Consider the following 21,422-nt stretch of genomic DNA (forward strand, 5'->3'; position numbering starts at 1 on the left):
GCAGATTAAATCAGACGGCGGACGTTTGGGATTCGCGGCGATAAGCGTAGGTGTCGGCAAAGCGCGACAGCAGCCATGCAGCGGCCGTGGTGTCCGGGTACTTGGGTGGAATGTCCGGCCCGTGGCAGCCAGGCAGGCAGCTGATCAAGGTGTCCGGATCGGGCTCGGCGAAGAATGGCATGGAGTAGCGGTCCACTCCGCTGGGACTGATTACCCTATGGGGTGTCGACTTGTAACGATCATTGCTCCAGCGCGCCATCATGTCGCCGATGTTGACCACGTAGGTACCTTCGATGGGTGGCGCATCGATCCAGTCGCCCTGAACGCTCCGGACCTGCAGGCCGCCGACCTGATCCTGATGAAGCAGCGTGACGCAGCCGTAATCCGTATGTGCTCCGGCACCTTGCTGCTTAGTATCGCCAGCGCTCTGGCGCGGTGGATAGTGGATCATGCGAAACGCACTCATGGGCGCTACGAAGCGCTGGTCGAAAAAGTCTCGGTCGATGCCCAGGGCGAGAGTAATGGCGCGTAGGACGGTACAGGCCAGGGCTTGCATGTCCTGGTAGTGGGTTTCCAGCAGTGCCTCCCAGCCCTCCAGATCCGGATGCCGGTTAGGCCCGCGCAGCGGCTTGCCGGCCAGTACGTCCGGGTGATTGGCCGGCACATGAAAACCCATGTCGAAGGTTTCCTTCAGGTCGCTCGGCAGGTTCGGGTCCAGTTGTTCGGTCGCCACGGCGCCATAGCCACGATGGTGCTGGCTCTGCGTAATGTCGATCTTCAGCTTTTCCTCGACAGGCAGTGCGAAGAAGCGCTGGGCATAATCCTGCAGTTGTGCAAGGCGCGTGGCAGGAATCGGGTGCCCCTTGATATAGAAAAAGCCCCAGGTGCGACAGGCTTGGTCAATGTCACGGGCAACGGTCTGCCAGCCGGTGTCCTCGGCAGAGTAGAGCGGCGCGATATCAATGATGGGCAGTGACTGGGTCATGGTGATGGCTTGCTCGCTAAACGGTTGTTCACGATGTGCGGCAATGGGTCCAACGGTATTGAAACGTCTTCGCTTCGCCACCGTTTGGCTCTCGCTCGCGAGAAACGGGCGCTGCAAAGGCGTCCCATCGTTTCACTGCGGCAACTCGGCTTTTACGCCTTCCACGTAGTAATTCATGCCGGCGAGGTCCGCCGTGGTAGCCGTCGCGCCTTCGGCGATCCGAACCTTGCCGCTCTGGTCCTTGATCGGGCCGGTGAAGGGATGGAAGTCACCGCTTTTGATGCTGACGATGATCTGTTCAGCTTCGCTTTTCACGTCGGCGGGTACCAGATCGCTGATCGGCAGCTCGATGGTGTCGTCGTGCAGGCCGCCCCAGAAATCCTGTGGCTTCCAAGTGCCATCCATAACCGCCTGGGTGGTCTGGATGTAATAAGGGCCCCAGTTGTTGACAATGGAGGTCAGCACAGCCTTCGGGCCAAAGTGGGCCATGTCCGAGGCGTAACCGATGGAGTAGACACCCCGACGCTCAGCGGCCTGGATCGGGGCCGGACTGTCGGTGTGCTGGAAGATGACGTCTGCGCCCTGATCGATCAGGGCATTGGCGGCATCGGCTTCCTTACCCGGGTCGAACCAGGTATTTACCCAGACCACCTTGAGCTCAGTGCCTGGGTTGTACTTGTTCAGAGCCAGCTGAATCGAGTTGATGTCGCGGATTACCTCGGGAATGGGGAAGGAGGCCACGTAGCCGACGATCTTGCTCCTGGTCATCTTGGCCGCGAGAAAACCGCCTACGTAACGGCCTTCATAGGAGCGTGCCAGATAGGTGCCGAGGTTCTTGTCCTGTTTATAGCCGGTGGCGTGCTCGAACTTCACCTTGGGGAACTGCTTGGCAACCTTGGTCGTGGCGTTCATGTAGCCGAAGGAGGTGGTGAAGATGAGGTCATAGCCGCTTTTGGCCATGTTGCGGATGACCCGCTCGGCATCGGCGCCTTCCGCCACGTTCTCGACGAAGGTTGTCTGCACCTTGTCGCCGAAATGCTCGGCAACCTGCTGCCGACCCTGTTCATGCTGGTAGGTCCAGCCATGGTCGCCGACCGGGCCGACATAGACGAAGCCGACCTTCAGCGGATCGGCAGCCGAGGCGCTCAGCGCGGCGGTGAAACCCATGGCTGCGACTAGCGTGCGTAGCAATTTCGAGCGAATGCTTCTTTGCATGACGAGATGACGCTCCTATAGTGGGAAGGCCGGATGCTCCACGGCACGCTCGTCCACTGCAAAAAGTTGACCAAGTGGACAGGTTACGTCGATGCAGGGGCTCGGCCGTTGTGGTCGGCGCGAAATGGACTCCGGTTGGTGCAACAAATCATGTCGTCGCTGCAAAACGGTGCGGAAAGGGCGTCCTCCCGGACAGGAAGACGCCGCCGTACCTTTACTGGACCAATCGTTTAGCAGCCTGACGGTGATCGGCGATCAGCCCGGCCACATCCAGCCCTTCGATCTGCCCATCCACGACCCGCCACTGCCCGCCGACCATGACGCGGTCTGCCCGGTGCGCACCGCACAGCAGCAGGGCAGCGACCGGGTCGTGGCTGCCAGAAAACTGCAGCTCGTCCTGCTTGAAAAGGGCCAGGTCCGCCTGCTTGCCGACAGCGAGCTCGCCGATGTCCTTACGCCCCAAGACGTGTGCCGATCCCCGGGTCGCCCAGCTCAGCACCCGCTCGGGCGTGATCTGCTCTGCCCCGTAGCGTAATCGTTGCAGCAGCAGGGCCTGGCGAGCCTCGAGGATCATGTTGGAGCCATCGTTAGAGGCCGAGCCGTCGACGCCCAGACCGATCACGGCGCCGGCCTCTTCCAACTCCAGGGTGCGGCAGATACCCGAGGCGAGCCGCATGTTCGAACAGGGGCAATGGCAGATGCCTACACCCGCTGCGCCGAGTCTAGCGACTTCGCAATCGTCAAAATGGATGCCATGGGCCAGCCAGGTACGTGGGCCGAGCCAGCCGACGCTTTGCAGGTAGTCCACCGTGCGCATGCCAAAGCGCTGCTGGCAGAATTCTTCCTCATCCAGCGTTTCGGCCAGATGCGTGTGCAGGCGGACGTCATGCCGTTCGGCCAGTGCCGCGCTGGCGCGCATGATGTCGGGCGTCACCGAGAAGGGCGAGCAAGGTGCCAGACCGATCTGGATCTGCGCCCCATCGGCCCGCTCATGGTAGAGGCCGATCAGGCGTTCGCTGTCCAGCAGGATCGCCTCGGCCTGCTGCACCGTGTGCTGTGGCGGCAGACCGCCGTCCGCCTCGCCCAGACTCATCGAACCGCGAGTGAGCAGCGCGCGCATACCCAGCGCCCGCACCGCCTCGACCTGGATGTCGATGGCATCTTCCAGCCCATCGGGAAACAGGTAGTGATGGTCGGCGGCCGTGGTGCAGCCCGACAGCAGCAACTCAGCCAACGCCACGCGGCTGGCCAGTGCCAGCGCATCCGGCGTGAGCCGGGCCCAGACGGGGTAAAGCGTCTTGAGCCAGGGAAACAGCGGCTGATTGACCATTGGTGCCCAGGCGCGCGTGAGTGTCTGGTAGAAGTGATGATGGGTATTGACCAGGCCAGGCAGTACGACATGGACCCGGGCGTTAAACACCTCGTCCACCGGCGCGGCAGGTGACTGCCCGACAGCGAGCAACTCGGTGATGACACCGTCATGGATGACCAGGCCGCCCGAGGCGTCCTGGTTGTTGGCAGTAAAAGTGGCGAGGGGATGCTTGATCCAGAGGCGGGTAGCGGACATGCCGGCTCCTCCTGAAAGTGTGGGTTCAGATACGTGAGCCAGCTCAGTTATGCCCTGTCTGCTGATCCAGGGGGCGTGGGGCAAGGGTAAGGGTAGCAAACGTCGAGCTTAGGGATCACGGTGAAAACAGTAGGCAGCACTGCGTTTCAGCAATTTTGGCGTCGGCTTGTTTATATCCTGCGATGGCTGTTACGCACGCAGGCATCAGGAAAGTTGCCTGCCTTTGATTACTCATCTTGGCTTCAGCCGCAATCGGGCTTAACCACCCGCCTTCCATGACTGCCCCAGCGACACCGGCGCATACAACCGCGTCCTTACGGCGTCGCGCGACAGCAGGACCAGCACGATAATGGTCGCCACGTAGGGCAGCATTGCCAGCAGGTTGCCAGGGATCGACAGGCCGATGCCCTGGGCGACCAGATGTAGGATACTGGCAAGGCCAAACAGGTAGGCGCCGAGCAGGACGCGACCCACGCGCCAGCTGGCGAAGACCACCAGTGCCAGAGCGATCCAGCCGCGGCCGGCGGTCATGTTTTCGGCCCACATCGGCGTGTAGGCCAGCGACAGATACCCGCCCGCCAGCCCGGCCATGGCGCCGCCAAACAGCAAGGCCAACACGCGCACTCGCAGGACCGGCAAACCCATGGCGCTGGCGGCGTTAGGGTTTTCGCCCACGGCCTGGATGATTAAACCGACGCGGCTCTTGAGCAGCGCCCAAGTCACCAGGACGAACAGTGCAAAAGACAGGTACACCAGCACATCCTGGCCAAACAGCATGCGGCCGATCAGGGGTATCTCGCTGAGCAGCGGAAGGTTGATGGGTTCGAAGCCGGCCAGGGGTTTACCGACCCAGCCGGCGCCGACGAACGACGACAGCCCGACCCCGAAGATGGTCAGAGCCAGACCGGTCGCGACCTGGTTGGCATTGAAGCCCAGGGCCACGACGGCGAAGAGTTGCGACAGCAGCATGCCTGCCAGGCAGGCCACCAGCACGCCGAGCCAGAGGCTGCCGATGGCAAAGGCCGTAATGAAGCCGGCCACGGCGCCGAACAGCATCATGCCCTCTTGGCCGAGGTTCAGCACGCCGCTCTTTTCACAGACCAGCTCGCCCAGTGCCACCAGCAGCAGTGGCGTACCGGTGCGCACCATGGCGTAGAACAGGTTCGTCAGCAGATCTATATCCATCACATATCTCCCTGTCAGCTGGCCGGTTGGTGTTCGAGTCGAGGCGCGCGTCGGGGCCAGCCCTTCAGGCGCAGTCGATAGACGATCAGTACATCGCACGCCAGCAGGTAGAACAGCACCATGCCTTGGAATAGCTGGCTGATCGAGGTTGGCAGATTGGCCGCCATCTGAGCGTTCTCGCCGCCCAGATAGAGCAGGGCCATGAGTAAGCTGGCGAAGACGATGCCGAGCGGATTGAGCCGCCCCAGAAAGGCCACGGTGATCGCGGCGTAGCCATAGCCCGGCGAGACCTGCGGAACCAGCTGGCCGATCGGGCCGGTCACCTCGCAGACGCCGGCCAGTCCCGCCAGTGCCCCGCTGAACAACAGCGCAATCCAGATCAGCCGTTTCTCGCGAAAGCCGACGAAACCGGCGGCGCGCTTGTCCAGGCCAAGGACCTTGATCTGGAAGCCGAGAAAACTTTTCTGCAGCAGCACCCACACCACGACCAGCGCGAGCAGGGCAAAGCACAGTCCGGCATGTACGCGCAGATCGTCGATGATGACCGGCAGGCGTGTGGCATCGCCAAACATCGCCGACTCGGGAAAATTGAAGCCCTGAGGATCCTTCAGCGGACCATGCACGCAGTAGAGCAGGAGGTTCAACGCGATGTAGTTGAGCATGATGCTGGTCAGGATCTCGTTGGCGTTGAACTGCGTGCGCAACCAGGCGCACAACCCTGCCCAGGCCGCACCGCCCAGGATGCCAGCGAGCAGAGCTAGTACCAGTGCCCATGACGAGGCCCAGTCGATGACATTGACCGCCACGGTGCTGCCGGCCAGCGCGCCAATGAGCAGTTGGCCCTCGGCGCCGATGTTCCAGATACGCGCCTGGTAGACCACCGCCAGGCCCAGCGCACAGAGCAGGATCGGCAATGCCTTGACCAGCAGTTCGGAGACGCCGTAAAGATCGCTGATCGGGTCGATGAGCAGGATGCGCAGGGTTTCCAGAGGCGGATGGTCGAGTATGGCAAAGAGCAGGGCGCCGCTGATCAACGTCAGCAGGCCGGCCAGTACCGGGGAGTACCACAGCATGGCGCGGGACCGCTGGCCACGAGGTTCGAGGGATAACAGCATGGCGGTGTTCTCGTCAGGCAGCAGCGGAAGTAGGGGCGTCGAATTGACCAGCCATCCAGCGACCGACATCGCCGGGCGTGCAACGTACGGTCGCCACAGGCGGCGAAAGACGGCCATGGCTCAGGGCCGCGATACGGTCGCTGATCTGGAACAGCTCTTCGAGATCCTCGGAGATTACCAGGATCGCCGCACCGGCATCTCGCAGTTCGATCAGCGCCCGATGAATCGCCGCCGCCGCGCCGACGTCCACGCCCCAGGTCGGGTGCGCGGCGATCAGCAGCCTGGGCTGCTGCAGGATCTCGCGGCCGAGAATGAATTTCTGCAGGTTGCCGCCGGACAGGCTGCGAGCGGCCGTTTCGGTGTTTGGTGTCTTCACGGCGAAGCGCTCGATGACGCGTTGCGCAAACGCCTGGACCTTGCCATGGCGAATCAGGCCGTTGCCGATCAGGCCCTCCTGCTGGAAAGCGGTGAGTAGGCCATTATCCGTCAGGCTCATGTCTGGCACGGCGCCATGACCGAGGCGCTCGGCCGGGACGAAAGCCATGCCCAGCCGTCGCCGGGCATCGGGCCGCAGGTGCGCGATCGGACTTTCGCCGAAGCAGACGCAATGGCTGTCCTTGGCTGAGAGACGTTGCTCACCGGATAACAGTGCCAGCAGCTCGTCCTGCCCGTTGCCAGCGACTCCGGCGATGCCCATGATCTCGCCAGAACGCACCTGAAAGCTCACGTCTTTCAGCGACATGCCGAACGGATCGGCGTTGTGCCACGATAAGGCACTCACCTGCAGAAACGGCGTCTTGCCCTCGACTTTGGGATACTCCGCTTCCAGCCCCTCAGCCTCGCCAACCATGAGCCGAGCAAGCTCTAGATCAGAGCACTCGGCCGGCACGCAATGACCGGAAACCCGACCACCCCGCAGCACCGTGGCACGCTGGCACAGGGCCCGGACTTCGCCAAGCTTGTGGCTGATAAAAAGGATGCTACAGCCATCGCTGGCCAGGCGGTGCAGCGTGACGAACAGATCATCGGCCTCTTGCGGTGTGAGGACAGAAGTGGGCTCATCGAGAATTAGCAATTTGATGTCCTGCATTAGGCAACGAATGATCTCGACTCGTTGGCGTTCGCCAATGGACAGGCTGTGCACGAGCCGTTGTGGCTCTAGCGGCATGCCGTAGCGCTGGGAGACTTCACGAATCTTTGGTTCGAGCTGCCCCGGTGTTCCAGCCGACCGGCCTAGGGCCAGAGCGATGTTTTCCGCTACAGTCAGGGTTTCAAAAAGAGAGAAGTGCTGGAATACCATGCCGACCCCGCGTTGCCGCGCCTGGGCTGGGTCCCGCATGATAACAGGCTCCCCTTCCCAGCGAATTTCGCCGCCGTCGGGCTGCGTCAAGCCATAGATGATCTTCATCAGCGTGCTCTTGCCCGCTCCATTCTCCCCGAGCAGCGCATGGATTTCGCCAGGCTTGATCTGAAGGGCGATGCGATCATTGGCCAGGCAACCTGGATAGCGTTTGGTGATGCCGTGCAGTTCCAGGCGCAACCAGTCGGAGGACTCGAGCATGGTGATTATCCAGTCGATATTAGTGACGTCAGCTTAAGCAAAAAGCTGGCCAGATGGTCAGGAAATGACCTGGAGCCGTTGTGCCGTGGCTTGCGGCCTTTTGTCGGGAGAGACCAGTCGAATGAGCTGCTCCGGTTTGGTGCTATTGATTGAATGTGAAGGCTAATGAACGCCTCAGAATGGGGCGGAATGGAAGTATGGAGATTACTTGGGAGCATTGCGTTAAAGAATCGTAGCTAAAGCATCTCCCATAGATTTTGCATTTCCCGCATCGGAGCGGCTTGAGCCACAATTTCTATGTTCCAGCGGAGCTGTAGTTTTCAAGCAGGATCGCGGCTAAAGCTCCTCCTACAATCACATGACGCCTCGTATGGAAACCGGGCGGCGCTCCGCGTTGGCCGCGATTGGAACCGTTTGGCCTCAACCCACTTGTACAGCATTCAAAGGCATCAGCCCGCAGCCCTTGAGAATAACTTGGATAAGCGTCTTCGTGCCGAGTTCGAAGTCGGCTTTGGTAATGTGCTTGCTATCAGTGAGGCGCTTGATCTGGTCGGAGAAGTCCGCGTAGTGCTGGGTACTGCTCCAGATAAGAAAGATCAGGTGCATCGGATCAACACGGTCCATCTTGCCGGCAGCGATCCAGGCCTCGAAGACGGCCGCGCGTTTGCGGAACCAGTTGCGATAGTCCTGATTGAAATGCTCCGACAGACATTCACAGCCGCTGATAACTTCCATCGCGAAAATCTTCGAGGCCTGGGGCTGCTTGCGCGAGAACTCCATTTTGGTACGAATGTAGTCCGCTAAGGCAGTGGCCGGGTCGTCTTCCTCGGTGAGTTGATCGAAGGCACTGTCCCAGAGCTCTAGGATGTCGCGCATCACCTCGACATACAGGCCCAGCTTGCTGCTGAAGTAATAGTGCAGGTTGGCCTTGGGTAGTTCGGCTCGCAGGGCGATGGCTTTCATGCTGGTGCCCTTGAAGCCGTAGCGGGCGAACTCTTCGGCAGCCGCGGCCAAAATGAGCTCCTCGTTCTTCTGGCGGATCCGCCCGGCCGGCTTGCTGGTCGAGGTATAAAGTGAAGGGGTGGCTTCGTTTATCTTCATGATCACTTACCTGAACATACGAGGGGGGTCGAACTATGTCCGGTGCCCTGGCAGCGCATCATAGCGAGCCAATAAGGAACCGCGAAAGTCCGGTTTGGCCAATCGCCTCTTCGGGGCAGCTAATGAGCTAATGGGAGCACGGCTTCACGGAGCGCGTTGCCTATTGAAGATAGAGGCACTGACCCAAAGTAAGGCATTACAGTTCGGAGCACGACCGTCGCGTCTAGGCACGATACGTGAAGTCAACCGTCCCGCGTAATGACTTCGAGCAGCTCGATCCCGAGCCGCAGATTGGAATTAGGTTTAATACGGGTGCCGATATGCTGCTCGCCACAAGCCAGACGCGCCGGCACGAACAGATGGCGCTTGCCGCCGACGCGTCTCCCCATCAGACTCAGGCCCAACCCTTGACGACTTCCTTGCCGGGGCCCAGCTCGATGTCAGAAATACTCAGTTCATCATTCATTGCGTGTTTTTGCCTTCGGCCAATTACGTCGCAGCAGCGCATGGTCGCTGCGGTCGTGGCGGCCGGCGCGGTCTGCGCATCCGGGCGATGATCCTGGGGCGGCAGGTGACAACTCGGATATTTGCCGACACCGGTTCGGGCAAGTCCAACACCCTAGTCCTGCGGATAGTACTCATGCTGTGCCACATGCGAATCGATCCGGCACGGCTGACTCTCATCTCGTTCACCAATGCCTCCTGCGCCCTCCTGTGCGAGTAATCACAATGGGTCCTGGTATTCTGGCAGTACCTCTTCGGCGAGGCACAGGCGCGCCAATAGGTACCTACCTTCCTCTCGGCCACGGCTGCCTTGGCCCGACATACCCTTGCCGCAGAGGCAGGTATGATTGAGCCGCTTGTATCAGGAGTCTCTTGTACCCATGGAAATCGCGTCCAGTGCCAGCCCCACACTATCCTTGAACCTTGCTAATCACCCTGCCAAGTATCGAGCCACGCTTGAGGCCCAAAAGGCCGAGATGTTTGCCTTCTGGCAGCAGAATCGCGAACGCAGCTATGCCGAAGCAGGCAGAATTTTCAGCGAAAAGGAAAAGCGCAAGGCAGGCTTTCGGGCCTGGGCAGACGCTCAGATCGAGGCGCTTGAGCCGCAGCAATATCACAACATGGTTCGTACAGAGTTGAACCGGCTGGTGAGCGGAAAGCCACGTACAGAGTGAACATTGGTCGATTGGCTCCTGGCGTTCAGGAGCAGCCCTGTGAAATAGCTTGATCTAGATGCGAGGCATGTAATACTGTAAATAAATACAGTATAAGGTTGTGCGCATGGCAAAGAAAATAGCGTCTCTTGCGCCATCCAAACCCTATGAAGTACGGATAATGCGTCTTCAGCGCGTGATTAACGGTCCAGCTGCCCAGCGTGCAAAGACAGTGCTGCTTGAGCGGCTTGAAAGTGATCTGGATGACGCTTGAGAGCAGGCCATGGCCGAGCTTGAGGAAACCGATAACGTAACCCTGGCCTTTCGCGATGATGGCAATGTCCAGATCTTCTGGACGGTTCCGCAGGAAGGTTGACCGTACCTTCTCTCACTCTCCGGTCGAAGCGACTCTCTCAACTACGCACCGTCCAAAGCTGATCCAGCCGGGGGTGTAGCTCTGGCTCATCAGCTCGCGTCGCATGGCCCAGCCGGGTTCAGCCGTAATACGCGCAGGCCAGGACATACCGTTTCCAAGCCTGCGGTTGGTTGTGTTCATGATGCTCATGAGCCGATCGGTATTGGCTAGAGTCAACTTAAATCAAAATCGTTACGTCGCAATAAATGCTGTCAGCTCGTCTGGCCTGCCTGTGGGGAATACTTCTTTAAGATAGTTGAGAAACGCAGAGACGCGGGCGCTCAACAAACGCCTCGATGGGTAGAGTACCCACAGCGCGATTTCTGGTCCGTCGAGATCACCCCAGTGCACCAGCGTCCCGTCGAGTAAATCATTGCTTATTAGAGACAGAGGTAGGCATCCAGCCCCAACACCCGCTCTGACTGCATCGTGGATCATGACAAGCGAAGACAGGCTGAGAACTGGTTTTACCGCTATACATGATTTGCCAGCTGATAAGTTGACTTCCCACCCGTGACTCTGGTTTGAAAATCCTCGTACTACCGCCGGGACAGCAAGATTTTCTACCGGTAGAGCAAGCTGTGGACTTGCGACAACCACAAGCCGGTCACGCAGAAAAATTCTTCCTACAAGGCTTTCGTCTCTATCTGGATTAACCCGAATCACCAGATCATATCCTTCCTCGATCATGTCGACGGCCCTGTCTTCCGTGGTGACCTCAAGCCGAACCTCCGGAAACTTGAGTACAAAGCCAGCTGCAAGCTTGCCCATTGCAGTCTGGGCAAACAAAAGAGGCGCGCTGATTCGCAGTGTTCCCCTCGGCTGTTCTCCACCCGACGCGATCGCCGCCGTAGTTTCGTCAAGCTCGATCAGCAGCGCACTTGTACGCTCAAAAAGCGCTTTTCCTTCTTCGGTAAGCTTTAACGCTCTGGCTCCACGTTCGAATAGTCGTAGACCAAGACTGCGTTCCAAGTCTGCTACTCGCCGGGACAACGTTGCCTTTGGCCGGCCAGAGGCGCGGGCAGCGCGACCAAATCCACCGTGTCGAGCCACAAGATTGAAATCTGTAAGAGCAAGAAGATCCATCTGGTTCACCTATAACACTGTGCTACAGCGTTTAAGTACCTCAGTGCAGATTCATTAACACATCTGAATTGACTGTCCCATGTATGGAACACTGAGTCTACTTTTATAGTCTTTCGGATCAAAATAAAACCATTGATAGTGTAACCGTCAGTCAAATCAACCACGGAGAACTATCATGACTATCCTTGTTACCGGCGCCACCGGCAGAGCTGGTCGCCAAGTTGTTAAGCAGCTGCTCGAACTCAATGCAGAGGTACGCGTTCTCGTGCGCAATTCTTCAAGCGCAGATTTCCCTGCGCAGGTTGAAGTTGTGCAAGGTGAAATGCTTGATGTCGGCTCGCTTCGCCAGGCCTTCGCTGGCATCTCTACGTTCTTTCTACTCAATGCAGTGGCACCAGACGAATTCACTCAGGCGCTTGTCGCGCTCAATATTGCCCGGGAATCGGGCGTTAAGCGGGTGGTCTATCTGTCGGTTATACATGCTGATCGCTTCGTAAACGTACCTCACTTTGCGGTCAAGTTAGGTGCCGAGCGTATGATCAAGGCCATGGGCTTTAGCGCTACCATCCTTCGTCCTTCTTACTTTATTGACAATGAGGTAATGGTTCAGGAGGCGATCCTAAGCCATGGTGTATATCCAATGCCCATCGGCAGCAAAGGCATCGCCATGGTCGACGTCCGTGACATCGCTGAAGTTGCTGCCCTTGAACTGCTCCGTCGAGACCGATTGCCGGCTGAGCTGCCGATCGAAACTATTAATCTGGTAGGGCCCGATACGCTGACGGGACAGGATGTGGCTGCTATCTGGACAGATGTACTGCATCGCCCGGTTATCTATGGCGGCGATGACCCCTCTGGTTTTGAACAGAATATGGCCAATGTCATGCCAAAGTGGATGGCCTATGAAATGCGCCTTATGGCCGAGCGCTATGTTACTGACGGACTGATTCCAGAAAGCGGCGATGTAGAGCGTTTACGTAGGATCCTGGGGCGAGAACTCTACTCCTATCGAGACTTTGCTACCCAACTTGCACGCTCGGCCTGACGGGATGCGGCAAGTTATAAGCCTGGAAAGTCCTTCATTTATCAACCTTAAGGGATCACGTAGGTTGAGCAAACGCACCTAGGCTAGACGCAGCTTGCCCTGTTTAGCCTTATTTACTCAGCTCCCCTCGTGAATACCTCGCGGGGGAAAGCCCTGTATATCGGCTAAACGCAACACTGAAAGCGCTCGCTGAACTGTACCCCACCTGTTGAGCAATCTCAGTGATACTACTGTCCTGACGCTGTAGTAGCCGTTTGGCCAACGCCATACGCCACGTGAGCAGGTACGCCATAGGCGCTGTGCCAAGCGTCTGGGTAAATCGCTCGAAAAACGTCGAGCGGGAGAGTGCAGCTTCCTTAGCCAGTTGCATAACGGTCCAGGGTCTGTGTGGATGTTGATGCATTCGCCGGATTGCTACAGCCAATCGTTCGTCAGCGAGCCCTCGCAGGAGCCCAGGCGAAGCGGCTATATTCGTGGCGGAGCGCAAGGCTTCGATGAAAAGTACCTCTACGAGGTGCGCCAGGACAACATCCCGCGCTGGCCGCTTCCCATGTGCTTCTTCGGCTACCAGCTCCACCAACGTCGCCAGCCGGCGCTCACCGTGAACATGCACCCATTGCGGCAGCAGTGATGCCAGCACAGCTGCATCCGGAGAATCAAATGTGCAATGGCCGACCAGTAATTGAACATCGGCTGGAACGCCAGACGTGCCAACCCGAAAGTTCTGTGATCGTAGTTCCACAGGTACGGTATAGGCGTCCTCGTCGCTCATCGGTTCAAGGCTGGCCATCGTGAAATCATACGCCGCGGGAATAAGGACAAAGTCACTGGCTTTCAGGGTAATCGTTGGATGCCCTGTCACTGACAACCTGCATTCTCCTTCAAATACTGCACAGTAGAACGGTTGGCCATTGTCCGTTCGGCAAACGCGCCATGCTCCAGCACCGCTGATAACCTTGGATAAAGCGGCGCGGGGTTGCAGCAGGGTTACCACCTCGGTGAGCGGGTCAGACATTCGGACTCCTGCAAAAGATTTCCGGATTTATAGGGATTTAAGGTCCGGGCAGAACAGCTTATTGTTCCACTCCTGTCAATCACCTGATGGAAGCTACACATGAAAACCGTACTGATTACTGGTTGCTCTTCCGGTTTCGGCCTGGCCACTGCTCAGTATTTTCTTGAGCGGAACTGGAAGGTCATTGCAACTATGCGCACTCCGGAAAAAAGCCCTTTTTCAGCGTCAAAAAACATTCGTGTACTTGCCTTGGATGTAACGGACCCGGTCAGTATTCAACAGGCGATTGAGGCCGCAGGGCCGATAGATGTGTTGGTCAATAATGCGGGGGTTGGCTTGCTGGGCGCCCTTGAAGGAAGCTCAATGGACGTCATCCGCAGTATCTTCGAAACCAATACCCTTGGCACCATAGCGATGACTCAAGCCGTGCTACCGCAATTCCGACAGCGTCGAGAAGGCGTTATCATCAACGTCACCTCCTGCGTAACGACCATGTCATTACCGCTGCTAAGCGTGTATACGGCAAGCAAGGCAGCAGTGAATGCATTCACCGAGTCTCTAGCACTCGAGCTTGAACCGTTCAACGTGCGGGTGCGTCTTGTGCTTCCAGGCCGCGCACCTGAGACTGATTTTGGCAAGAACGCCCAGCCCCGAATGCAAGACAGTATTCCTGCTGCCTATGCCGACCTGGCGCAGCAGGTCTTTGCTGAATGGTCACAATCGACCTTGATAACTAAAGCCCAGGACGTTGCCGAGGCGGTATGGTGTGCGGCAAACGATCCGGCTTCACCCATGCGCATTATGGCCGGTGAGGATGCCGTTGCCCTGATGAGCGAGCAGGTGTGCTCATGATCAACCTGCTTTTTCAGGCTGGTATGCACCATAGCCTGCGCTGATGTGTCAGTTCAGGCCATGGCTACAGGTAGACTCCTCCGAAGTCAGGAGCACCTCTTTCAAGCACAACGCCTCGCGCTCTACCTGCTCATGTAATGCCACCGTTCCAGGCCACGATCGGATGCCAACCTTGCCCGATCAGCGCGGTGATGGCCTGCACAGCCCCCTCGATCTTCTGCTCCAGTGAGCGCTCGGGCAGCTGGACTGCAACCTCACTTTGAGGGAAGGCAAAGGTGTCTTGTATAGGTTGGAAGGCGGTCATCGCGGGCTCCTGGCCGTGTCCGATAACTCCACCTTGCCCTACAAATCTGCTGATGCAAGTCCACCCGGGCCAATAAATCTGGCTACGAAAAAGCGGGTATTTTCGTGAAATAAGGATGTATATTCTGTATATCTAATCTACTTGCGCTTGTTCAAATCCCATAGCCCAAACCCGAGTACAGCCGGTGCGGTGATGCCGATGGTAAGGATGAAAAGGCCAGCGACAGGTTTCTTGACTGGACCAGAAGGTAAGAGGAAACGTGGTACATGAACGCTCAGGTTGCGTTCGCTGCCAATTGGCGGGTCAGGTAAACCATAAAGGCCCGCATTGATGGCGTATGTCTAATAGGCTTCTTCTGCAGGAAACCCAGGGAGCGTTGTCCAGTCTGCTTCAAGGGAACCACTAATAGTTCGTTGTCGACCCGAAGAAACGCTGTGCAGCTTGCCGGCAGCAAAGAAAAACCAAGGCCAGCACGCACTAGCGCAGCGGCAGTACTCATGTGTGCTACTTCCCAGGCGGGCTCGGCAGGCACCTTTAGTAAATGCAAAGCAGCGTCAGCCAATGGACGGATGCTGGTATCTGGTGTCAGTGCGATATAGGGCAGCTCCTGCCACACCTGCGGCCTTTTTTTCCCATCTGAGATCCTGCCCCGCGGAGCCAGCAACACCAGATTGTCATTTACCAGCGCTTCAAAGCTGAGGCCGGAAAGATCCTCGGGCAGTGAGGTGATGCCTGCATCCACTTCACCGCTCTGAACCCAGGCCCTGACTTCTCCTGCCCGTCCATCACGCAGCGATACCTGCACCCCTGGATGATCGCCCATAAACGCAGCAATGACTGCTGGAAGAAACGAGGCCGCCGCTGTGGGAAGTGCGGCCAGGCGGATCGTTCCTCGACTCAGGCTTAGTGTTTCACGAGCGTCACGTACAGCATTATCCATATCGCTCAGCATCCGCCTGGCCTGCGACAGGAAATGTTCTCCGCCCGGGGTCAGTTCTACACTCCGAGTATTACGTGCCAGTAATTGCAAGCCAACCGCTTCTTCCAGCTTGCGGATACTGTAGCTCAGTGCTGGCTGAGACAGGTGTAACTGCTCAGAGGTACGAGTAAAGCTGGAGGTCTCTGCAATCAGAACAAAAGCACGTAGTTGCCGGAAGTTGATATCCATAATTAATAAAATAAGTGGATTAATTATTAGAATATTTAAAATTTACAGAAAAGTATATTTGCTTGCACTATGACCTGGAACCCATGTTGAGTCCGAAGCAATGACAACAATACATATCGGCTGTGGGGCGGGCTTCGCCAATGACCGCCCTGACACGGGGCGACAGCTTGCGGAGGACCTGGCTCGCCGTTCAGGGCAACGTTACCTGATGTTTGAATTGCTGGCCGAGCGCACGTTAGCGGAGGCCCAGCTGCGCAAGCAGGCCGATCCTGCCACCGGCTATGCCGCACGGCTGTTCGACTTTCTTGAGCCTGTGCTCGATATCTGCATAGAAGCAAGGATACCGATTATTACCAATGGTGGCGCGGCCAATCCGCGGGCAGCGGCCGAGCGCCTGCGTGCCAGACTTGGCGGAAACTATCCCGGGCTGAAAATAGCCTGTGTCCTTGGTGATGATCTGCTTGGTATGGATCGTCAGCGTCTTGGTCAGTGGCTGAACCTGGACGGCGTGCAAGACGACCTTGTCTCGGTCAATGTCTATACCGGTGCCGACGGAATTACCCAGGCCTTGACTGAAGGGGCAGCTATTGTGCTCTGCGGCCGAGTCGCCGATCCCTCGTTGGCGGTTGGCCCGATCCGGCATGGACTCGGCTGGGCTGCCGATGACTGGCAGAAGATAGCAATCGCTACCGTAGCCGGGCATCTATTGGAGTGTTGCACCCAGATTACCGGCGGCTACTTTGCTCATCCTGGCCTAAAGGACGTACCCGATCTGGCCGAGCTGGGGTGCCCCATTGCCGAGATCTGTGCCGATGGCAGCCTTGTGATTACCAAGTCGGCTGGCTCCGGCGGTTTCGTTAACGAGCGCACGGTCAAGGAGCAATTGCTCTATGAAGTGCATGATCCAAGTCGCTACCTTACACCTGACGTCATCCTGGATCTAAGCGAGGTCAGGGTGAGCACTCTGGCAGCCGATCGCGTGGCCGTTAGTGGTATTCAGGGGCACCCACGCCCGGAGCAGCTTAAAGGCCTGGCCGGGATGCGCGGGCTGTGGTTTGGCGAGGCGGAGATATCCTACGCCGGGCCTGGCGCTGTGGCCCGAGCCAATCTGGCCCGTGAGATCCTCCTGCAACGGTTTGACCGACTTGCCCCCGGGGTGGAGCCATGGATTGATCTTGCTGGTGTTGCCAGCCTCTTTAATGATACCCGTGGCGATTACCTGGGCAAATGTCTTGTGCAGGCGCCTCATGTCGAGGACGTGCGAACCCGGGTCGGTCTGGTCCATCATGATCGGGTGCTGCTTGAGAGGTTGCTCGCTGAAGTGGAGGCGCTTTATACAAACGGTCCGGCTGGAGGAGGTGGCGTACGCCGACACCTTGGTGAATCCCTTACTACGCGCAGCTTTCTGATTCCACGCGCTGAAATTGACACACGTCTGGAGTGGTACTGATGAATGCAACTGTCACTCTTGCCGACGTTGCTCATGCTCGCGCAGGCGACAAGGGCAATATCCTCAGCATTGCGGTGTTTCCACTGGACGCGGCCCACTACGAATGGCTCAAGCAGGAACTGACGGCCGAGCGCGTCGCTACGCAGTTTGCCAGCCGCCGGCCATCACACGTCAAGCGCTATGCAGTCGATTCGCTACAAGCGCTTAACTTTGTCCTGGAGGACGCTCTGGAGGGAGGGGTCAATCGCAGCCCTGGTCTTGACCGGCACGGCAAGAGCCTGAGTTATCTTTTGTTGTCGATGCGTCTACCACCTCCTGACTGATCTGCCTGCGCCTGTTCTTCGACCTGCCGGCCAGGACCATCGGGTCGGACCCCACAATAAAAACAAATACCGAGGTTCAAAACATGATCACCGCACTAGGTTTCACCATGATGCTCAGCATCATTGTGCTGATACTGTTGCGCCGAATCAGCCCGGTCGTGGCCTTTACTACAATTCCTGTCGCCATCTGTCTTCTGGCTGGTTTTTCCCCCGTTGAAATCGGCGCGTTTATCAAAAATGGTCTGCTCACGGTTGCGCCAACTGCTGCGCTGTTTTTGTTTGCCATTCTCTATTTCGGCATCATGCGAGATCGCGGCCTGTTTGATCCTCTAGTCAACTTGCTGATCCGCTGTACAGGTGGCAAACCACTGCTGGTTGCTTTGGTAACAGTGGTGGTTACCGCAGTGGTTCACCTTGATGGTGTTGGTGCGGCTACCTTTCTGCTGACCATCCCGGCGCTGTTGCCCCTGTATAAACGCATGAATATGAGTCCCACTATGCTTTTAATGCTGGTTGGCACCACTGCCGGGGTAGGCAATATGGTGCCCTGGGGGGGAACCACTGCCCGCGCAGCCGCTACTACTGGGCTCGATGCCACCCAATTGTGGCTGGGGCTGATACCTGTGCAACTGGTTGGGTTTGCCTGCTTACTGCTTATCGCTGCCTGGCTCGGTCTGCGAGCGCAACGTCAACTGCCAGTATCCCTGGGGGCGGCATCAAGCTTTGACCTGACCCTAGCTCAGCCGGAAGCGCGCGAGCACGCCCTGTCGCCACGCGGGATACGCTACTGGCTAAACGTAACCCTGACCGCCGCAATCCTGGCTTGCCTGTTTACAGGCATCTTCCCGCTATATGCCTGTTTCATGGTGGGGCTAGGCCTGGCGTTGCCGCTCAACTTCACCTCCCTGGAAAGCCAAACCGAGCGTATCAAGGCGCATGCCGCTGACGCCCTGCAGATGGTGCTGGTCATGATGGCTGCCGGGGTACTGCTCGGCGTTCTGGCGGGAGCAAAGATGTCTGACGGCATGGCCATGGCACTGATAGATACCCTACCAGCGGGGGCGGCGCAGTACCTGCATCTGATTATTGGCGCATTTGGTGTACCGCTGGGAATGATCTTCTCACCCGACGCGTACTATTTCGCCCTATTGCCCGTGATACGCGATGTGGCGGTGGCAGCTGGAGTCCCGCTTGAGGCAGTAGCGCGTGCCATGCTCATTGGCGAGAACACTGGTTTCGCCATTAGCCCCGTAGTACCCAGCGTTTATCTCGCCTTGGCCCTGGCCGAGGTCGAGCTGCGCAAACACATTGCCTTTACCTTTTTCTGGGCCTGGGGCGTGAGTCTGGTCATGTTGGTATTTGCTGTGCTCAGCGGCGCGGTCCATTACTGACTACTGATACAGCCAGGCCCGAACGCTTCAGAAGCCTTTGAGCCACAACCAAACCCTCATATACCTGCATCTGTTGACCGATAACTCCAAGAAGAGGCATCTCATGCAAAAACGTCTGGGTATTCTTGCAATAGGTCTGGGCGTATCGTTTGCCTTGTATGCAAACGCTGCCCAGATAGACGCAACGTCCCATCATGACCATCGTCTCCAATGGCTAAAGATCTACTCGGTTCGCCATACCGATGGCATCAGTGATGATCTGCTCACAGCGGGCCTTGGAAAGGCCATCTGGTTAGGTGAGGCGCCTGGCTATCGGGACGCGGCACACCCCACTGTAAACGAACTCCGCCGTAACGCCTTATATTCAAAACAGGATCCACGTCAGGGATGGGGACGACTCTACGGTCCTACACTTATTGATGGGCGCGTGGTTGCAGATGCTGAGCGAGTAGCAGGGGATGAAGTGCTGGCTTATTCCGATGATCAGCAGGGCTTTGCAACAGCGGCCATGTTGCTGCATATCCCCAAGAATTTCAGTTGGCAGAGTCCCTGTATTCTTGCGGTACCTGCTTCAGGCTCGTCTCGACTGTATCAGGATGTTCCCCGTGTAGGAGGATGGGGACTGCATCGTGGATGCGCAGTGGTGTATACCGATAAAGGCCAGGGAAATGGCTGGCATGATCTTGCTACTAATCGGGTTCAACTGATCGATGGTCGTGTGGTTTCTTCCTTCATGGCTGGCCAAGAGGCTCATTTCAGAGCCCCGCTACATACGGCTGAACGGGCGAAATATCTCTCGCATTATCCTGATCGACTAGCGTTCAAGCACGCTCATTCCAGGTTGAATCCAGACGCGACCTGGGGAAGAGACGTACTTCGCTCCATTGAGTTTGTCTTCTGGTGGATCAACCGGTCCCGACCAGAGCGCGCTAAGAGACTCTCGTCCGTCAATACGCTGGTTATAGTGACAGGTAATTCCAATGGAGGCGGGGCAGCGCTTCTGGCAGGTGAGGCCGACCATGCCGGCATTATTGACGGTATTGTTGCGGCCCAGCCACAAGTCCAGCCCAGGGCATCGGGTTTGGTCAGTATCGAGCGGGCAGGCCGTGAGTGGCGGGGCGTTGGGCGGTCGCTAATTGATTATTTTTCTCAGGCCATCCTCTATCAGCCATGTGCAGTACTTGCTACTCCCAATGCTCCTTTCGCTACCGAGATAGCTTATGCAGCTCAACGCTGCCAGTCTCTTTCTGAGCAAGGCTTGATCAAGGCCAATAAGCCAGTAGAGCAGGCGAGGGAAGCGCTCGCCAAACTACATGCACTAGGCTGGGAGCCTGAAGCAGATGATCAACAGGCCTTTAGCTTTCGAGTGGCCCCGACCGCTACGTTACTCAAGTATATAACGGCACTGGGACGCTTCGGCGTAGAGGACCATCTATGCAACTACAGTATAGCCGCACACGATGCTTCAAGCTTTCGGCCAAGAGCCACCACGGATAAGGAACTGGCGGCTTTGTTTGTTGATGCAGGAGGCGGCCCGCCGGTTGGAAGTATCGATCTGATCAACGATGCAGATCCAAGAGGGCCACATTGGGACACGGAGTCTGTTTCAGCCCGGAGCGGGCGCAAGGACTATAACCTGGATGGTGCGCGCTGCCTGCGTAGACTCGCTGCTGGACATTACTATCCATAAATGTTGGAGCAGGAGTTAAGGAGTTGGCTGGAAAATCCAACCGGCTGGCCTATATCTTGTGAAAGCATAAGAACACGGTTCTGCCGCATTCATGTTTCAGCCTCAATTAGTGCCCGGCAAAGCGTTCCGGATCAAGGAGGCGAACGCGTCAATCACCTCATCCTTGCTATAGCGCCCTCGTACTAATGCGCCTGAGAGTGCTTCTCCCGCGCCAACAAGGCCCGTACAGCATCGCTCCAATTCGCCAGACGAAAAAGCTGCGTGAGGTTTGAGCACGGCTATGAACATTTGCACGCAGTTATCCAACAGCTCCTGAAAGACTGCTGCTTTCTCTTCGCTGCCTGCCAGAGCTGCGCCTATTGCATAGAATTCGTCGGTTGTGTCTCCTGCGCACTGAATGTAGGCGCTTGCCAGGAGTTGGGCAGTTTCTTCAAGGCTCCGCGGGGTTAAGGACATTGCGTCACGGAAAGCGTTAACCCGCTCGATATCAATGCATCTGTAGAGCTCGATCAACAGGCTCGAGCGGGTATCGAAATGATCATAGACCACCGGTTTGGAGACGCCTGCGCGGACGGAGAGATACCCCAAGGTCAACCGGTCTGCTCCTTCCTCCCGCACGATCAGCAATGCGGTGTCCAGCAATTGTCTACGCCGTTCGGCTTTTGGAAGCCGGCGTGTAGAGGAGGGGGTAGCGGAGCACACAGTACCTTTTTGCACTTGATCATTCCGAATAAAAAACCTACCAATGGTAGGTTTAGATAAGTGATAGTCGTGATAGTTTACCTACCAGTAGTAGG

The 21,422-nt window shown here is 57.5% G+C and carries 20 protein-coding genes and 3 pseudogenes; 9 read left to right on the forward strand and 14 right to left on the reverse strand.

The genetic code is table 11. The features are described from left to right. Positions 1–10: 10 nt before the first annotated feature. The 8 genes and pseudogenes from JQR90_RS21670 to JQR90_RS21705 form a co-directional block, all read right to left on the reverse strand. Positions 11–985 carry a 2-oxoglutarate and iron-dependent oxygenase domain-containing protein gene (locus JQR90_RS21670; RefSeq protein ID WP_073450525.1) on the reverse strand — a complete coding sequence of 325 codons (975 nt, stop codon included), beginning with the start codon at positions 983–985 and terminating at the stop codon, positions 11–13. A 132-nt stretch (positions 986–1,117) separates the two neighbouring features. Next, entirely contained in the window at positions 1,118–2,200 is a 1,083-nt protein-coding gene (locus JQR90_RS21675) for a BMP family ABC transporter substrate-binding protein (RefSeq protein ID WP_073450495.1), read from the reverse strand. A 214-nt stretch (positions 2,201–2,414) separates the two neighbouring features. After that, a complete protein-coding gene (locus JQR90_RS21680) occupies positions 2,415–3,767 on the reverse strand; it encodes an 8-oxoguanine deaminase (RefSeq protein WP_073450496.1) in 1,353 nt (450 codons plus the stop codon). 258 nt (positions 3,768–4,025) lie between these two features. Continuing rightward, the gene (locus JQR90_RS21685; RefSeq protein ID WP_434140799.1) at positions 4,026–4,952 is read right to left on the reverse strand and encodes an ABC transporter permease; all 927 of its coding nucleotides are present in this window, start codon (positions 4,950–4,952) and stop codon (positions 4,026–4,028) included. A 14-nt stretch (positions 4,953–4,966) separates the two neighbouring features. Beyond that, positions 4,967–6,067 (reverse strand): ABC transporter permease, encoded by a 1,101-nt coding sequence (locus tag JQR90_RS21690; RefSeq protein WP_073450526.1) that lies wholly within the window; start codon positions 6,065–6,067, stop codon positions 4,967–4,969. 13 nt (positions 6,068–6,080) lie between these two features. Beyond that, positions 6,081–7,628, reverse strand: a complete 1,548-nt coding sequence (locus tag JQR90_RS21695) for an ABC transporter ATP-binding protein (protein WP_073450498.1) — start codon at positions 7,626–7,628, stop codon at positions 6,081–6,083. Positions 7,629–8,048: 420 nt separating this feature from the next. Beyond that, positions 8,049–8,729 (reverse strand): TetR/AcrR family transcriptional regulator, encoded by a 681-nt coding sequence (locus JQR90_RS21700; protein WP_073450499.1) that lies wholly within the window; start codon positions 8,727–8,729, stop codon positions 8,049–8,051. A gap of 242 nt (positions 8,730–8,971) precedes the next feature. After that, positions 8,972–9,162, reverse strand: a pseudogene (locus JQR90_RS21705) (FKBP-type peptidyl-prolyl cis-trans isomerase); the annotation flags it as partial. Positions 9,163–9,282: 120 nt separating this feature from the next. On the opposite strand from JQR90_RS21705, the pseudogene JQR90_RS21710 reads away from it, so the two are divergent. The 3 genes and pseudogenes from JQR90_RS21710 to JQR90_RS21720 all read left to right on the forward strand — a co-directional run. Next, a pseudogene (locus JQR90_RS21710) lies at positions 9,283–9,510 on the forward strand (UvrD-helicase domain-containing protein); the annotation flags it as partial. A 70-nt stretch (positions 9,511–9,580) separates the two neighbouring features. Then, positions 9,581–9,907 (forward strand): hypothetical protein, encoded by a 327-nt coding sequence (locus JQR90_RS21715; RefSeq protein WP_434156956.1) that lies wholly within the window; start codon positions 9,581–9,583, stop codon positions 9,905–9,907. A gap of 106 nt (positions 9,908–10,013) precedes the next feature. Continuing rightward, a pseudogene (locus JQR90_RS21720) lies at positions 10,014–10,262 on the forward strand (DUF1654 domain-containing protein). Positions 10,263–10,274: 12 nt separating this feature from the next. On the opposite strand, the gene JQR90_RS21725 reads toward JQR90_RS21720, so the two are convergent. Both JQR90_RS21725 and JQR90_RS21730 read right to left on the reverse strand, forming a co-directional pair. Next, positions 10,275–10,442, reverse strand: a complete 168-nt coding sequence (locus JQR90_RS21725; RefSeq protein WP_230382274.1) for a DUF4113 domain-containing protein — start codon at positions 10,440–10,442, stop codon at positions 10,275–10,277. A gap of 51 nt (positions 10,443–10,493) precedes the next feature. Beyond that, positions 10,494–11,387: a LysR family transcriptional regulator gene (locus JQR90_RS21730; protein WP_073450501.1), complete on the reverse strand. Its 894-nt coding sequence runs from the start codon at positions 11,385–11,387 to the stop codon at positions 10,494–10,496. Positions 11,388–11,562: 175 nt separating this feature from the next. Here JQR90_RS21730 and JQR90_RS21735 point away from each other — a divergent pair, with 175 nt between their 5' ends. Continuing rightward, positions 11,563–12,432 (forward strand): SDR family oxidoreductase, encoded by an 870-nt coding sequence (locus JQR90_RS21735; RefSeq protein ID WP_073450502.1) that lies wholly within the window; start codon positions 11,563–11,565, stop codon positions 12,430–12,432. 109 nt (positions 12,433–12,541) lie between these two features. Here JQR90_RS21735 and JQR90_RS21740 read toward each other — a convergent pair whose 3' ends face one another. Continuing rightward, positions 12,542–13,447, reverse strand: a complete 906-nt coding sequence (locus JQR90_RS21740) for an AraC family transcriptional regulator (protein WP_073450503.1) — start codon at positions 13,445–13,447, stop codon at positions 12,542–12,544. 99 nt (positions 13,448–13,546) lie between these two features. Here JQR90_RS21740 and JQR90_RS21745 point away from each other — a divergent pair, with 99 nt between their 5' ends. Beyond that, positions 13,547–14,299, forward strand: coding sequence for an SDR family oxidoreductase (locus tag JQR90_RS21745; protein ID WP_073450504.1), 753 nt, complete (start codon positions 13,547–13,549; stop codon positions 14,297–14,299). A gap of 130 nt (positions 14,300–14,429) precedes the next feature. Here JQR90_RS21745 and JQR90_RS21750 read toward each other — a convergent pair whose 3' ends face one another. Further along, positions 14,430–14,603 (reverse strand): hypothetical protein, encoded by a 174-nt coding sequence (locus tag JQR90_RS21750; RefSeq protein ID WP_167670415.1) that lies wholly within the window; start codon positions 14,601–14,603, stop codon positions 14,430–14,432. 274 nt (positions 14,604–14,877) lie between these two features. Continuing rightward, positions 14,878–15,771 carry a LysR family transcriptional regulator gene (locus JQR90_RS21755; RefSeq protein ID WP_073450505.1) on the reverse strand — a complete coding sequence of 298 codons (894 nt, stop codon included), beginning with the start codon at positions 15,769–15,771 and terminating at the stop codon, positions 14,878–14,880. A gap of 100 nt (positions 15,772–15,871) precedes the next feature. Between JQR90_RS21755 and JQR90_RS21760 the strand changes: the two genes are divergently transcribed. The 4 genes from JQR90_RS21760 to JQR90_RS21775 all read left to right on the forward strand — a co-directional run bounded on the left by JQR90_RS21760 (position 15,872) and on the right by JQR90_RS21775 (position 20,625). After that, positions 15,872–17,221 carry an acyclic terpene utilization AtuA family protein gene (locus JQR90_RS21760; RefSeq protein WP_073450506.1) on the forward strand — a complete coding sequence of 450 codons (1,350 nt, stop codon included), beginning with the start codon at positions 15,872–15,874 and terminating at the stop codon, positions 17,219–17,221. Then, positions 17,221–17,544 carry an AtuA-related protein gene (locus JQR90_RS21765; RefSeq protein WP_181123512.1) on the forward strand — a complete coding sequence of 108 codons (324 nt, stop codon included), beginning with the start codon at positions 17,221–17,223 and terminating at the stop codon, positions 17,542–17,544. Before JQR90_RS21760 ends, JQR90_RS21765 begins: the two co-directional genes overlap by 1 nt. 83 nt (positions 17,545–17,627) lie before the next feature. Next, complete coding sequence (locus tag JQR90_RS21770) at positions 17,628–18,935, forward strand: CitMHS family transporter (protein WP_073450508.1); 1,308 nt, start codon at positions 17,628–17,630, stop codon at positions 18,933–18,935. Positions 18,936–19,038: 103 nt separating this feature from the next. Then, the gene (locus tag JQR90_RS21775; RefSeq protein WP_073450509.1) at positions 19,039–20,625 is read left to right on the forward strand and encodes a 3-hydroxybutyrate oligomer hydrolase family protein; all 1,587 of its coding nucleotides are present in this window, start codon (positions 19,039–19,041) and stop codon (positions 20,623–20,625) included. A 102-nt stretch (positions 20,626–20,727) separates the two neighbouring features. On the opposite strand, the gene JQR90_RS21780 is transcribed toward JQR90_RS21775, so the two are convergent. After that, positions 20,728–21,342 (reverse strand): TetR/AcrR family transcriptional regulator, encoded by a 615-nt coding sequence (locus tag JQR90_RS21780; RefSeq protein WP_244294422.1) that lies wholly within the window; start codon positions 21,340–21,342, stop codon positions 20,728–20,730. Between the last annotated feature and the right edge of the window lie 80 nt (positions 21,343–21,422).

This window comes from Pseudomonas sp. JZ114 (assembly GCF_051027705.1).
Classification (GTDB): domain Bacteria; phylum Pseudomonadota; class Gammaproteobacteria; order Pseudomonadales; family Pseudomonadaceae; genus Chryseomonas; species Chryseomonas luteola.

What these genes read in the sequence shown, in the direction of transcription:
- JQR90_RS21775 (WP_073450509.1), top strand. Translation starts at nt 19,039, where the DNA reads ATGCAAAAACGTCTGGGTATTCTTGCAATAGGTCTGGGCGTATCGTTT.
- JQR90_RS21740 (WP_073450503.1), bottom strand. Translation starts at nt 13,447, where the DNA reads ATGTCTGACCCGCTCACCGAGGTGGTAACCCTGCTGCAACCCCGCGCC.
- JQR90_RS21695 (WP_073450498.1), bottom strand. Translation starts at nt 7,628, where the DNA reads ATGCTCGAGTCCTCCGACTGGTTGCGCCTGGAACTGCACGGCATCACC.
- JQR90_RS21735 (WP_073450502.1), top strand. Translation starts at nt 11,563, where the DNA reads ATGACTATCCTTGTTACCGGCGCCACCGGCAGAGCTGGTCGCCAAGTT.
- JQR90_RS21755 (WP_073450505.1), bottom strand. Translation starts at nt 15,771, where the DNA reads ATGGATATCAACTTCCGGCAACTACGTGCTTTTGTTCTGATTGCAGAG.
- JQR90_RS21770 (WP_073450508.1), top strand. Translation starts at nt 17,628, where the DNA reads ATGATCACCGCACTAGGTTTCACCATGATGCTCAGCATCATTGTGCTG.
- JQR90_RS21730 (WP_073450501.1), bottom strand. Translation starts at nt 11,387, where the DNA reads ATGGATCTTCTTGCTCTTACAGATTTCAATCTTGTGGCTCGACACGGT.
- JQR90_RS21700 (WP_073450499.1), bottom strand. Translation starts at nt 8,729, where the DNA reads ATGAAGATAAACGAAGCCACCCCTTCACTTTATACCTCGACCAGCAAG.
- JQR90_RS21690 (WP_073450526.1), bottom strand. Translation starts at nt 6,067, where the DNA reads ATGCTGTTATCCCTCGAACCTCGTGGCCAGCGGTCCCGCGCCATGCTG.
- JQR90_RS21745 (WP_073450504.1), top strand. Translation starts at nt 13,547, where the DNA reads ATGAAAACCGTACTGATTACTGGTTGCTCTTCCGGTTTCGGCCTGGCC.
- JQR90_RS21685 (WP_434140799.1), bottom strand. Translation starts at nt 4,952, where the DNA reads ATGGATATAGATCTGCTGACGAACCTGTTCTACGCCATGGTGCGCACC.
- JQR90_RS21760 (WP_073450506.1), top strand. Translation starts at nt 15,872, where the DNA reads ATGACAACAATACATATCGGCTGTGGGGCGGGCTTCGCCAATGACCGC.
- JQR90_RS21750 (WP_167670415.1), bottom strand. Translation starts at nt 14,603, where the DNA reads ATGACCGCCTTCCAACCTATACAAGACACCTTTGCCTTCCCTCAAAGT.
- JQR90_RS21725 (WP_230382274.1), bottom strand. Translation starts at nt 10,442, where the DNA reads ATGAACACAACCAACCGCAGGCTTGGAAACGGTATGTCCTGGCCTGCG.
- JQR90_RS21680 (WP_073450496.1), bottom strand. Translation starts at nt 3,767, where the DNA reads ATGTCCGCTACCCGCCTCTGGATCAAGCATCCCCTCGCCACTTTTACT.
- JQR90_RS21675 (WP_073450495.1), bottom strand. Translation starts at nt 2,200, where the DNA reads ATGCAAAGAAGCATTCGCTCGAAATTGCTACGCACGCTAGTCGCAGCC.
- JQR90_RS21670 (WP_073450525.1), bottom strand. Translation starts at nt 985, where the DNA reads ATGACCCAGTCACTGCCCATCATTGATATCGCGCCGCTCTACTCTGCC.
- JQR90_RS21765 (WP_181123512.1), top strand. Translation starts at nt 17,221, where the DNA reads ATGAATGCAACTGTCACTCTTGCCGACGTTGCTCATGCTCGCGCAGGC.